10 protein-coding genes are annotated in these 12,172 nt (G+C 55.2%); 4 read left to right on the top strand and 6 right to left on the bottom strand.

The window, feature by feature from the left end; translation table 11 throughout:
• Positions 1-10: 10 nt before the first annotated feature.
• A complete protein-coding gene (locus ATO67_RS07965) occupies positions 11-808 on the bottom strand; it encodes an ABC transporter substrate-binding protein (protein ID WP_067646566.1) in 798 nt (265 codons plus the stop codon).
• Positions 809-963: 155 nt separating this feature from the next.
• Here ATO67_RS07965 and ATO67_RS07960 point away from each other — a divergent pair, with 155 nt between their 5' ends.
• A complete protein-coding gene (locus ATO67_RS07960) occupies positions 964-1,659 on the top strand; it encodes a FadR/GntR family transcriptional regulator (RefSeq protein ID WP_067646563.1) in 696 nt (231 codons plus the stop codon).
• A 17-nt stretch (positions 1,660-1,676) separates the two neighbouring features.
• Here ATO67_RS07960 and fhuB read toward each other — a convergent pair whose 3' ends face one another.
• The 4 genes from fhuB to ATO67_RS07940 form a co-directional block, all read right to left on the bottom strand.
• The gene (gene fhuB / locus ATO67_RS07955; RefSeq protein WP_067646560.1) at positions 1,677-3,677 is read right to left on the bottom strand and encodes a Fe(3+)-hydroxamate ABC transporter permease FhuB; all 2,001 of its coding nucleotides are present in this window, start codon (positions 3,675-3,677) and stop codon (positions 1,677-1,679) included.
• Positions 3,661-4,506, bottom strand: a complete 846-nt coding sequence (locus ATO67_RS07950) for an ABC transporter substrate-binding protein (RefSeq protein ID WP_245303926.1) — start codon at positions 4,504-4,506, stop codon at positions 3,661-3,663. Before ATO67_RS07950 ends, fhuB begins: the two co-directional genes overlap by 17 nt.
• A 139-nt stretch (positions 4,507-4,645) precedes the next feature.
• A complete protein-coding gene (locus ATO67_RS07945; RefSeq protein WP_067646555.1) occupies positions 4,646-6,820 on the bottom strand; it encodes a TonB-dependent siderophore receptor in 2,175 nt (724 codons plus the stop codon).
• 132 nt (positions 6,821-6,952) lie between these two features.
• The gene (locus ATO67_RS07940) at positions 6,953-7,837 is read right to left on the bottom strand and encodes a helix-turn-helix domain-containing protein (protein WP_067646552.1); all 885 of its coding nucleotides are present in this window, start codon (positions 7,835-7,837) and stop codon (positions 6,953-6,955) included.
• Between the two features lie 197 nt (positions 7,838-8,034).
• Between ATO67_RS07940 and ATO67_RS07935 the strand changes: the two genes are divergently transcribed.
• Complete coding sequence (locus ATO67_RS07935; protein WP_067646549.1) at positions 8,035-8,847, top strand: ATP-binding cassette domain-containing protein; 813 nt, start codon at positions 8,035-8,037, stop codon at positions 8,845-8,847.
• 28 nt (positions 8,848-8,875) lie between these two features.
• Here the strand turns inward: ATO67_RS07935 and ATO67_RS07930 are convergent, their stop codons facing one another.
• Positions 8,876-9,397, bottom strand: a complete 522-nt coding sequence (locus ATO67_RS07930; RefSeq protein WP_067646546.1) for a 2'-5' RNA ligase family protein — start codon at positions 9,395-9,397, stop codon at positions 8,876-8,878.
• A gap of 207 nt (positions 9,398-9,604) precedes the next feature.
• Between ATO67_RS07930 and ATO67_RS07925 the strand changes: the two genes are divergently transcribed.
• Both ATO67_RS07925 and ATO67_RS07920 read left to right on the top strand, forming a co-directional pair.
• Positions 9,605-11,134, top strand: coding sequence for an ABC transporter substrate-binding protein (locus tag ATO67_RS07925; RefSeq protein WP_067646543.1), 1,530 nt, complete (start codon positions 9,605-9,607; stop codon positions 11,132-11,134).
• An 84-nt stretch (positions 11,135-11,218) separates the two neighbouring features.
• The gene (locus tag ATO67_RS07920) at positions 11,219-12,160 is read left to right on the top strand and encodes an ABC transporter permease (protein WP_067646540.1); all 942 of its coding nucleotides are present in this window, start codon (positions 11,219-11,221) and stop codon (positions 12,158-12,160) included.
• Positions 12,161-12,172 lie beyond the last annotated feature (12 nt).

Raw genomic sequence — 12,172 nt, 5'->3', positions numbered from 1 at the left:
GGTTCAAGCCTTACTTGGCCTTCGGCATGTCGAGAACGGCAACGGTCGATGTCGTGTCCTCGGCCTTTGCGCCGAACCATGTCTCGTGCAGCTTGGCGATGAAGCCTTCGCCCTTCAGCGTGGTGATGACCTCATTGACCTCGGCGGCCAGTGGATCACCCTTGTTGAACATGATCGAGTATTTCTCCCCGGTCGGGATACGCTCGACCACCTTCAGTTCCGGCTTGTCTTTGGCGTAATACAGCAGGGCCGGAATGTCGGAAATATAGCCATCAACGCGACCCGCAACGAGATCGAGCATGGCGGGCTGCAAGCCTTCGAACTTGCGGATTTCGCCCAGCTTGTATTCGGCCTTATGGGCTTCTGCCCACATATCGCCGGTCGATCCCGTATCGACGCCGACGACCTTGCCGCTCATGCCCTTGAGGCCGGTGATGCCGGAGGCCGCTGTCACCGTCAACGACTGGTCGCTGTCGTAATAGGGCTGGGCGAAGCTAACGGATGCCAGGCGCTTTTCAGTGATGGTGATCGAGGAAATCGCCATATTGATGCGACCAGACTGGACGGCTGGAAACAGACCGTTGAACGGTGTGTTGACGAACTCGACCGACTTGCCGAGGCGCTTGGCGATCTCGTTGACGAGATCGACCTCGAAGCCGGTGACCTTGCCGCTGGCATCTTCGAATTCCCATGGGACGTTGCCGATATTGGCGCCGACCGTCAGATCGGCCGCCTGAACGTTGAACACGCCGAGCGCTGAAACCAGCCCGGCGAGAAGTGTGCTTTTGATGCGCGAAACGTGATGCATTCGAGAACCCCTTGTTTTATGTCGTAAGCCAATCTACGTTGGTCTAACTGGTCAGACCAGTCCGACCAAACAAGCATTTGCTTTTGTACTTTGCAAGATGCTTCTTGAAAAATATATCGAAAGAGCCGGAGCGGCTTTAGGAAAACAGGGATCGAATGCTCAACAAAACGCTTGTGCCACAATCGGTCGCCCGCGAAATCCAGGCCATGATTCAGGCCGGGCAATTGAAAGCAGGCGAGAAGATACCATCCCAGCGCGAGTTCTCCCAGAAATTCGGCATCAGCCGGGCATCCCTTCGTGAAGCGTTGCTGACCTTGGAAACCTTGGGTTTGCTGAAAACTGAGGCGGGCCGTGGAACATTTGTCGCCGCTACCGATGGAACGGCTGGGCAAGCGGGGCATATGGCACCGTGGCGTTATTCGGAGAGCTATTCCGTATTCGATGTTTTCCAGACCCGCATCCTGCTGGAAGGTGAGATCGCCCGACTTTCGGCAGGGCGATTGTCTCAGACTCAGTTGGAGAAGATGGAGAAAGCGACCAAGACGATGGAGGATTGCTGGGCCAATCAGGACCTGCTTGCCAATGTCGACGCCGATCTGGAGTTCCATGGCACCATCGTATCTGCCTGCTCCAACACCATGCTGAAGGCGCTTTATCAGACCGTTCGGGATCAGGTCACCGAGACACAGCGCCAGCCAATCCCCATCACTGACCCGGAAAGAATGCGGCAATCCATTGCCGAACACCGCCGCATCATTGCGGCGTTAAGGTCGAATGATGGGTCTTTGGCCCGCGCTGAAATGGAAGCACATATTCGCAACACGGCACGGTGCGCGGGCTTGCAGCCGTGACAGCGATAGGTGTGTGATCACGATCGCTTTTCCATACGTGCGATAAGCCAGAGGAGGTATGGGCCACCGATCAGAGCCGTAAAAACCCCTACCGGTACCTGATAGGGATAGATGACGGCCCTTGATAACCAGTCAGCTCCAACGAGCAAAGCTGAGCCTATCAGGAGCGACGCAATGAGCTGATGGCGCGCGCCACTTAGACCTATGAGCCGTGCAAGATGCGGCGCCACGAGCCCGGCAAGACTCAGCGGTCCCACGAGGAAGGAGGCCACAGCGGTCATAAGTGCAGCGAGTACCGAAAGCGCAAGTCGTGAAGATGTGAGGCTGAGACCAACGCTTCTCGATACGACCGTACCAAGCGGCAGAATGGTGAGCCAGCTCTTCATGAATAGAAGTGGTGCGGCGAACAGTGCAAGCGCGATTAGTGCCGTCACGGCCTCGAAATTGCCGGCCCGATTTGTCGACCCCGCCATCCACATCAAGAGAATGAAGGACTGCATGTCGCCCTGTGCCAGCACGATGGTAACGATGGCCATCGAGATTGCACTCATCGCGATGCCTGTCAAAAGAAGACGTTCGGCGGAAAGTTCTCGGGCGGCTGTGATTGCGATCATGATCGAGAACACGGTCAGTGCGCCAAGCGACATTCCAATCAGCATGACCGTCGGCGATGGTGAGCCGACGATATAGAGGGTGGCTGCGAGGCCCGCTCCTCCGCCCGCCGAGACACCAAGGACTTCGGGGCTTGCTATCGGGTTACCCGTTACACGTTGCATGATAAAACCCGCCGCGCCCAGAAGGGCGCCAGCGCCACTGGCAGCTAAAATACGTGGCAAACGGAAAGGTAGAAGTTCCCAGAGGGCTGGGCCGAATGAAAACCGTAGGCCGGTTGGTGACGGGCCGATGATGAGTGCTGCAAGCCCGAATATGACGATCATTGCAGCTATCAAAGCAAGGCATAGAGTTGGTCTTGTAAGCCGCAATCCCGTTGGAGCAGCAGACGCGGTGACGGGAGCAATAGCGTGTAGCCGGGGCAGCAGAAACAAGAGAATGGGTCCACCCATCAGCGCGGTGGCTGCACCCGCCGGTGCAAGATCTGAAAATCCGGTTCCCAGCAATTGGCTTGTGCCATCCGTCAGGAAGAGTAACGCTGCACCGGTAAGCGGAGCGGCGATCAACACCTGGCCAGTCGTCCTCGCACCCCAGAGCTTTGCGAGAGCAGGGGCGGCAAGTCCGAGAAAGCCGATGACGCCGACCGTGGCGGTTACGGATGCAGCCAACCAGACGGCCAGAAGCAAAATCGCCAATCGAAGCCAGACGAGAGAAAGCCCCAGGCTTTTGGCGCTTGCATCATCCAGCGCCAGCACATTGAGCGGACGAACGAGGACGAAGGCCAAGATGGCACCAAAGCCAAGCCGGGGTGCCAGAGAAATGACGCCCTGCCAATCCTGTTGGCTGAGCGATCCCGCGCCCCATATGCTGACCGATATTGCGTATTCGCCCCGTGCCAGAATGAGCGTGATGGTGAGCGAAGCGGTGATCATGCTGACGATCAAACCGGAAACCGCAACCGTTACCGGGTCGAAAGCCTGTCGCCAGGATAAGGCAAGAACCAGAGAAACGGCGGCCAGTCCGCCCGCGAAAGCGACGATTTCGCGGGAAAATCCGGCAAGCAGCGGCGATAGACTAAGGCCTGCCACCAGCGCAAGCTCAGCACCCGCCGCGATACCCAGCGTTGATGCATCGGCAATAGGGTTGCGCAAGACCTGCTGCAGCAATGCCCCGGCCAACCCCAACGCCGCCCCCGCAAGGAGCGCGATGACCATACGGGGGAGCATGCTGTTCCACAGCAAAATATCACCGAGGCCCGCTGCGATGGCGGGATCACCCGGCACCGTGGGGCGCGTCCAGATAAGCAGTGCCAGCATAGCCATACAGGCGAGGCAAACCGAAAAAACCGAGATAACGGCACGGTTGCTGCTGGCCTTACGGGAGGCAGCACTAACCGTTCCAGGCATAGGACAGACCTTTCGCAAGCTCCTCGGCAAAGCGCCCAGCCGCAGGCAGCGCGCCGTAAGGATTGATCGAACCAAGCGTGATAACCCGCTTTTCCCGCACGGCAGGCAGAGCATTCCAGAATGCACTATGGTCAAGCGTCGCCAGTGCATCGAGCGGGTGAGGCGGGATCATGACGATCCACGCATCGGGCATCGAAGCAAGTGTTTCGATGCCCATCGGAGCTGTCGCGGAGTAGGCCGTAGCACCCTTCCATGCATTCTCGATGCCAAGCCGCTTCAACGCGCAGCCAAACATGCTGTCATTGCCAAAGACGCGGTAATGCCGGGCATCACCCAGATTGATGGGCAATATTGCTCTTCCATCGCCCTTGGCCAGCTTTAATCGCAGTTCATCCAGCCGACTGGTGGTCGCCGCGATATAGGCTTGCGCTTCCGGCCCGGTTTCGAGATGTTCGCTTATCGCGAGCGTTGCCCTCTCTGCCATTAGATAAGGGTCTTCGCCGGGAAGGTAGATGCCGAGGTTATACGTCGGTGCGATGCCTGCCAGCAGCGGATCGGCCCAGGCGTAGAAATTCGAGTTGAAGATCATGTCCGGTTTCGCAAAGGACAACGTTTCCAGATTGGGAAGACCACGCAGGCCAAGATCGGTAACGGTTTGCGGCAACACAGGCTCGACCGCGACCTCGCGGAATTGGTGCAACTCAGGTGCGGCAACGACGTTTGCGCCGAGGGCGAGAAGCGTTTCGAGAAGAGCCCAGTCAAGGGTTGCGGTTTTGGGACGGGAAGTGCGGCTAGGCTCCTGTGCAAAGGCAGGAAGAGAGGCAGCCAAAGTGCCGGCACCTGCCAAAAAAACTCTGCGGGAGATATGAGCCTGCGATTTCAGTTTTAGTCTCCGGTGATGTGAAAAGGATGGCCTTGTCTGGCCATCCCCTCAAAGCTTCCTCGCGTACTTATGTGAGATGATCGACTTACCAGACCTTGCTGATTTTCAAGGTTGCGGTGCGTGCCTCACCATAACCGCAGAAGATCGTCGTATTGCAGCCTGCAACATATTCCTTGTCAAACAGATTAGTGACGTTGAGCGAAGTCTTCCAACCGTTCTTTTCATACCGAATACCCGCATCGAAAACGACGGCGTCCGGGACACGGAAATTATTGGCGTCGTCAGCCCATGACTTGCCGCGATAACGTGCGCCTGCGCCAAGACCGAACCCTTCAAAGGCACCATCGGTCACCGTATAATCCAACCAGAGTGAAGCCTGGGAGTTTGGTACCAGCAGAGGCGTCTTGCCCTGCAAGCTCGGATCACTCGGGTTTTTGGTAAATTCGAGATCGGTATAGGATGCCGATGCGATTGTCTTCCAGTTCTCATTCAAATTGATCTTGCCTTCGATTTCAATCCCACGCGATCGAACCTCACCAAGCTGTCTGCTGACAAAAGTGGGAGTGGAGACGGTATAGTTTTGTTTGTCGATCTGGAATAGAGACGCCGTGAGCACACCATCGAGCCAGTTTGGTTCGTATTTGACACCCGCTTCGTATTGCTCGCCCTCTTCAGGCTTCAACGCTCCGTCAGCACTTGTGCCGACAAGTGGGCTGAAGAACGTTGAAACGCTTGCATAGGGGGTGAGCCCATTATCAAATTCATAGGCCAGACCCGCACGGCCACTCCAGGCCGTCTCACTCAGTGAGTAGTCTCCTGTTCCCAGGCGATCGTCAACTTCACTGTCCAGATAGTCGAAGCGACCATTCAGGGTAGCGATCCAGCCATTGCCGAACTTGATCTGGTCCTGCGCATATATACCAACCTGATTGATGGAGTAAATCTGGTGTGTAGATGGTGTCAGTGGAGGTATAGGAAAACTATACGGTAGGTCGTTAGGGTTAACCGGGTTAGGATAAAAACCGAACGGTGTCGCCAACTGGTTATTGTCGAGACGGTAGTTGCGGTAATCCAAGCCTATCATAACTTTATGATTGATGCCTGCGACATCAAACTGGTTTTCAATGCGGTTATCGACATTGAAGGAGTTTGCCTTCGACCGGACGTCGTCGGCGTACATTAGCACGTCAGCGTCGGTCTGGTCGGCATAGTCAAACGGATATAACTGCCGTTCACGCTTGTCGAGATACCCGTAACGCAGGTTCTGCGTGAATTTCCAGCCTTCGTCGAATTCATGCTGGAATTCGTAACCCACCATTGCTTGTGTAGATCGCCCGATATCGAAATCTGCATTTCCGAAATATGCGTCGCGGTCGATCTTACCGAAGAAAGGGTTGGCAACGACCGTACCGGAATAGGGCAGAAGGCCGTTGGATGTGTGCGTCTGGTCAAGATGGCTGACATAAGCCCAGATGTTCAGACTTGTATTGTCATCGGGCTGAAATGTCACTTGCGGCATGAAAATGCCACGGATGTCTTTTTGCTCATCCGAATAGCCATTGCCGCCAGCAAGCTTTCCCGTCACGCGGTAGTCGATCCCCTCATTGTCCGATACCTTGCCGGAAGCGTCGAAGCCGAGAAAACCGTTGCCGTTATTGTCGATACCAACTTCCGTATAGGCGTAAGGCTCATCACTTGGACGTTTGCGCACCATATTGATGACGCCACCGGCATTTGCGCCACCCAAGAGAACCGAAGCCGGGCCCTTCAAAACTTCGACGCGCTCAAGCATAAACGGATCGACTTGAAAGTTTCCGAAGGCGTGGCTGGTGAGTGCCATATTGTCCAGAAACAGGCCTGTTTGGCTGGCGTTGAAGCCACGCACGTATATCCAGTCTGTGTCAGGATCTGAGCCATAGGGCTGTGCGAAAACACCCGGCGTATAGAGCAGGGCTTGATCAACCTTGTCCACGACGCCACGGTCTTCGAGTTCCTCGCGTCCTACGACAGAGACCGACTGCGGAATTTCTTTCAGTGGCGTCGCGGTCTTTGAACCTGTGGTGGTCTGCTTGGCAACGTAACCCTTTACTGGCCCCGTACCGCCTTGCTCTCCGTTACTCTGAACGATTATGGGCTCAAGCACGGTGCTTCCGTCTTCATTCGTGCTTTGCGCAAGCGCCCATCCGGCGTTCAGTCCCAATGCTGCTACGCCCGCCCATAAGCCTACCCTGATCAAGGGAGATTTGATCGATTTCTTCATTTCACGCCCCACTCGCGCCGATGCCCAATAAGATGAGTGGATAAATCAATTTTAAATCTGCCGCTTGCCGCTATGCGCGGCACTTGAATGATTTTGGGCAAATCTCACGCCAACGCGCATTTGCTCACACATTTATTCAATGTGTGACTTTTTCCATTGTGACGGCGTAACGCCCACATATTTGCGGAATGTGCGGCTGAAATGGGCGTGGTCTGCAAAACCGGTCTCCGCGGCAATCGTCGTCAGCATATAGCCACCGGATTTCAGTAAATGCTTGGCACGATCAAGCCTCGCACTCATCTGCCACTCGTGCGGAGCCATGCCGGTGGCAGCTTTGAAGGAATGGCTGAAATGCGATTGCGACAGGCCGGTAATGGCTGCCAGTTCTTCGAGCCGAATGTTGCGCAGGCAATGTTCTTCGATGAAGTTTTTTGCACGGCGCAATTGCCAGGGAGCAAGCGCCCCCCGTCTACGGGGCTCCGTTTTGCCGAGTTTCAGGACGTCGATCAAAAGCGAAAGCGCCAGCCCATCGCCGTAAAGATCATGCAGCGGTTCGGGGTTGGCAATTTCGGTCGCGATCAATTGGGACAGCGTGACGATCCGACTATCGGTGAAGGATAATCTGGGCTCTCTCAACCGTTGTGGATCGAGGTCATCACCTAGGCGACGGTTCATGGCATCCACATCGAAATGGATGTCGAGATGGCGGACATATTGAACATCCCTGATATCGACCCATAACTCCACGTCGGCAGGTATGTAAGAGATCGGGCTGAGATTGCTGTCTTGTGACATTCCCTTTTCGCCAGCCGTGCGTTTCACAGTTGGTCTGCCTGCGCCCCTGTGGTCCAATAAAATGAATAGGCGCGGATCGCGCGCGACGTAGTAACCACCGGCATAACTCGCGCACTCCACGTCCCAGAGATCCGCAGTAATTCCATTCCAATATCGCCGACGAAGGCCACCGAGAACGGAGAAGCCTTCTATCTTATTATGCATTCTCGGCTGAAACATCATTCTCGAAACCTGAAACGAAGTAAAAGTTTCATCTAATTATCAAGTTTTTTATGAGCGTTCAAGAAGGCCGTGTCTTGATACCGAATATCAAGTCATGACGCTGGTTGGCTGTGCACACTGGTGGTGTTGACGGTCGATGATAAATTGGCCAAACATCCGGCAGGTCCTCCGTTTAATGCAGACATGTGGAAATCGAAATGCTCTTGAATGCTCAGCAAAGATCGACAGATGTTGTTGCACCACTGCTGTCTCTTTCAGATGTGAGCTTTGCCGTTGAAGGTCGCACGCTGCTACATCCTTTGACATTGGAACTCGGTTCTGGTCGGTCGATCGCGCTGATTGGCCATAACGGGTCGGGAAAATCGACACTTCTCAAACTGATCGGGCGTCAGCAGGCTCCGACCGGTGGTCAGATTACGTTCGAGGGCAAGCCGTTGAGCGAATGGGGAAACCGAGACTTTGCGCGTCGGCTGGCCTACATGCCGCAACGGACACCTGCGGCGCCCGGCATGCTGGTCAAGGAACTGGTTGCACTTGGTCGTTACCCATGGCACGGGGCGCTTGGCCGTTTTGGCGAAGACGATCACCTCAAAGTGGAAGAAGCCATTGAGTTGACCGGTATCGGTAAATTTTCAGATCGCATGGTCGATAGTTTGTCGGGTGGCGAGCGGCAGCGGGTATGGCTTGCAATGCTGGTTGCGCAGGATGCGAGTTGCCTTTTGCTTGATGAGCCCATCTCGGCGCTCGACATTAGACATCAACTGGAAGTCCTTAGCCTGACAGCGGATTTGTGCCGCAAGAAGGGTATCAGCATCATAATGGTGCTGCACGATATCAATATGGCAGCGCGGTTTTGTGATGAGATCATCGCCCTTCATTCTGGCCACTTGGTCGCTCACGGCACACCCGACGATCTCATGAGTCCTGGCGAACTACAGCGTATTTACGATGTTCCGATGGATATCATCCGCCAACCGTCAAACGGTGCTGTCATCGCTATGGCGCGCTAATCGAATTTAGGCTGATCGGATTTGGCGGTCAGCGGTCGAGCCAAGGCCTGAAGGCTTGGGAGGTGTTATGCTCCCACGGGCCACCCATGTATCGCCAGAGATCAAGACCAACAATCTCGATGGAGTGAGGTCGAAATTCGGCAGCAAGCTTCTGGTAAGTCGCATCAGCGGTCGTTCGTGAAACCTTGTTCTGGATCGTGATATGCGGCTGCCATTTTTGCATGTCCTGTCCACCCAGCCATGGCCTCCAGACCTGTTTCAGACGCAAATGTATCTCCAGAAGCTCAGGACTGGTAATCGTGAACGCGACACCTGCCCCAAGATGTCGGATGCCGCTGACCTCAGCTGTTGCTGAGTGAACCTCCGCAACGTCCTGAAGATCCTCAATAATCTTATCGATGTATTCCCCTGGCAACCGGTGAAACATCGTCAGGTGAGCACGCAGGAAATTTCGATCTGGTGGAAAGTGTTTCTGGCGCAGGTCATCAAAGGGTTGAAGGTCTGCATCCGCGATTTTGGCCGTCAGGATGAGGGGATGAAGTGTCTTCATAAGTCAGGGCCTCGGCACGCCCAATGCGATGCCTTATCCGACCAGACTAAGATAAGCCCGCCAGATTGGAAGTGGAGCAATCCTGAACGGCATCGGTTACATTTCAATCTCGTCATTAACACGATTGACACCCCCGGTCATTTCGATATTCTGTTATAAAGTCTTAAATAACATAATAATGGAACAAACGAAAACCGGGAGCTTTGTATGAGACTCAAGCTAGCATTTCTGATTGCCACCGCCCTCGTTGCAGCACCGTCACTCCTTTCCGCTCAGGAAAAGGGTGGTGTGATCAACGTCGCCACGATTGGTGAGCCACCGACACTTGACCCCATGGCATCGACCGCCGATTTGGTCGGGATTGTTACGCAGCACATTTTCGAGACGCTTTACACATTCGACAAGGACTGGAAGCCGACGCCGCTGCTTGCCGAAAGCCTGCCGGATATCACCGCAGATGGCAAAACCTATGCGATCAAGTTGCGGTCCGGCATCAAATTTCATGACGGCTCGGACATGGCCTCCGATGATGTCGTGGCGTCGCTCAATCGTTGGATGAAGGTTGCGTCACGCGGAAAGCAGGCGGCGTCGTTCATTGAAAAGATCGAGGCAACTGACCCGTCGACGGTAACGATCACGCTCAAACAACCCTACGCTCCCTTGGTGTCGCTGCTTGCGTTCAACAATTCGGCTGCGATCGTTCTGCCATCGGAAAAGCAGGACGAGCCGATGAAGGAGTTCATCGGCACGGGTCCCTATATGCTGAAAGAGCGTAAGGCAGACCAGTATATCCAGCTCGCCCGTTTCGACGGTTACACGTCGCGTTCGGGAGACAGTAACGGTTATGGTGGTGCACGCCACCAGTATCTCGATGAAATCCGGTTCGTTCCGGTGCCAGACGCCAATACCCGCGTCGAGGCTGCCGTTTCCGGGCAGTACGACTACATTGACAGTCTACCGGTCGAATCCTTCGACAAGGTGAAATCTTCCTCCGCCACCGAACCCGTCGTCCTGAAACCTTTCGGTTATCCCGTCTTCGTGTTCAACACGGCGGAAGGTGTCGCCAAGGATGTCGCTATCCGCAAAGCCATTCGCCAAGCTCTCAGCATGGAAGACATGATGGCGGCAGCCTTCGGCAGCACGGATTTCTATGCTCTGGATGGTGATATCTACCCCAAGAATTATGTCTGGAACACAGATGCGGGTGTCGAGGGTAATTATAACGTTGCTGACCCCGAGGGCGCAGCCGCGTCCGCAAAGGCTGCCGGTTATGATGGCTCGAAACCGATCCGCATTCTGACGAGCCGCCAGTATGAGTTCCACTACAAGATGGCGCAGGTTGCTGCGGAGTACCTGAAGCTTGCCGGTTTCAAAGTCGATCTTCAGGTGGTGGATTGGGCGACGCTCACCCAACGCCGCGCCGACAAGGCTCTTTGGGATATCTACATTACCCATAGCCCGTTCCTGCCGGAACCGGCATTGATTGGTTCGCTTGCTCCGTCATCGCCTGGTTGGTGGGACACACCGCTGCGGAAGCAGACAGTCGAGGCATTTTCCGCCGAGTCCGATCCACAAAAGCGGATTGCTCTTTGGGCCGATGTTCAAAAAGCCATGTATGCGGAAATTCCCTACATGAAGATCGGCGATTTCAACGGCCTGACCGCGAAGGCGAAGAAGGTTGAGGGCGTTGACCCGGCCCCATGGCCGTATTTCTGGAATGCTTCGATCAAGAAGTAACGTTTTTTCGATGCGCCGGATGCTGCCTTACGGCGGCTCCGGTTTCGAAAAAGGTTCTGACTTGGAGCATGAAGAGAGACATATATGATCCGTTATATTCTCCAGCGCCTGTTCGGCATGATCGTCGTGATGTTTCTCGTCGTGACCATCGTCTTCGTCATCGTGCGCGTCACGCCCGGTGATCCGGCTGCCGTCATGCTCGGCCCGGACGCATCGGCGCAGGATATCGCCGACCTGCGCATGCGGCTGGGGCTGGATCAGTCGCTTGTCGTTCAATATCTCATCTATATCGGCCAGATGCTGAAGGGTGATCTCGGCCAGTCGATCTTCCTCAACATGCCGGTTACGTCTGCGCTGATGGCGCGTGCGGAGCCGACCTTTTTTCTCACGCTGTTTTCGCTTCTCATTGCCTGCGTGATAGCGTTGCCCATCGGTATTTACGCGGCCTATCGCCGTGGCTCCTTCGTGGATCAGGCCGCGACGACCGTCGCGATGCTGGCCGCCAGTATTCCCAGTTTCTGGCTTGGCCTCATTCTCATGCAGTTCTTTGCCGTGCGGCTCAATATGTTCCCGGTGTCCGGTTATGGTGGTCCGGGCTCCAGCTTCATGGAGCGCATGTATCATCTGACGCTTCCCGCTTTTGCGCTGGGCATCGTCTCTTCAGCGCTCATCCTGCGCTTTACACGCGCCTCCATGCTTGATGTTCTCGGCGACGACTATATTCGCACGGCCCGGGCTAAAGGGCTGATAGAACGCCGCGTCATTCTCAAGCATGCGCTGAAAAATGCGCTGATCCCGATCCTCACCGTCATCGGCCTGACCGCTGCCGTCTTGATTTCGGGTGCTGTCGTGACCGAGACAGTGTTTGGTCTTCCCGGCGTTGGCAGTCTGGTGGTTTCGGCGGTGCTTCGACGGGATTATCCGGTCATTCAGGGAGCTCTGCTGGTCATTGCCGCGCTCTATGTTCTCATCAATTTCGCGATCGACATGCTCTATTTGGCTATCGATCCCCGCGTACGGTATTGAGGGGACATATTG

It is taken from the genome of Agrobacterium bohemicum (assembly GCF_001562555.1).
GTDB classification, from domain to species: domain Bacteria; phylum Pseudomonadota; class Alphaproteobacteria; order Rhizobiales; family Rhizobiaceae; genus Agrobacterium; species Agrobacterium bohemicum.
This window is presented reverse-complemented; position numbering and strand designations above follow the sequence as displayed.

Bases quoted from the DNA above. Each gene is read 5' to 3' on its own strand.
- ATO67_RS07965 (WP_067646566.1), bottom strand. From the start codon at position 808: ATGCATCACGTTTCGCGCATCAAAAGCACACTTCTCGCCGGGCTGGTT.
- ATO67_RS07960 (WP_067646563.1), top strand. From the start codon at position 964: ATGCTCAACAAAACGCTTGTGCCACAATCGGTCGCCCGCGAAATCCAG.
- fhuB (WP_067646560.1), bottom strand. From the start codon at position 3,677: ATGCCTGGAACGGTTAGTGCTGCCTCCCGTAAGGCCAGCAGCAACCGT.
- ATO67_RS07945 (WP_067646555.1), bottom strand. From the start codon at position 6,820: ATGAAGAAATCGATCAAATCTCCCTTGATCAGGGTAGGCTTATGGGCG.
- ATO67_RS07940 (WP_067646552.1), bottom strand. From the start codon at position 7,837: ATGATGTTTCAGCCGAGAATGCATAATAAGATAGAAGGCTTCTCCGTT.
- ATO67_RS07935 (WP_067646549.1), top strand. From the start codon at position 8,035: ATGCTCTTGAATGCTCAGCAAAGATCGACAGATGTTGTTGCACCACTG.
- ATO67_RS07930 (WP_067646546.1), bottom strand. From the start codon at position 9,397: ATGAAGACACTTCATCCCCTCATCCTGACGGCCAAAATCGCGGATGCA.
- ATO67_RS07925 (WP_067646543.1), top strand. From the start codon at position 9,605: ATGAGACTCAAGCTAGCATTTCTGATTGCCACCGCCCTCGTTGCAGCA.
- ATO67_RS07920 (WP_067646540.1), top strand. From the start codon at position 11,219: ATGATCCGTTATATTCTCCAGCGCCTGTTCGGCATGATCGTCGTGATG.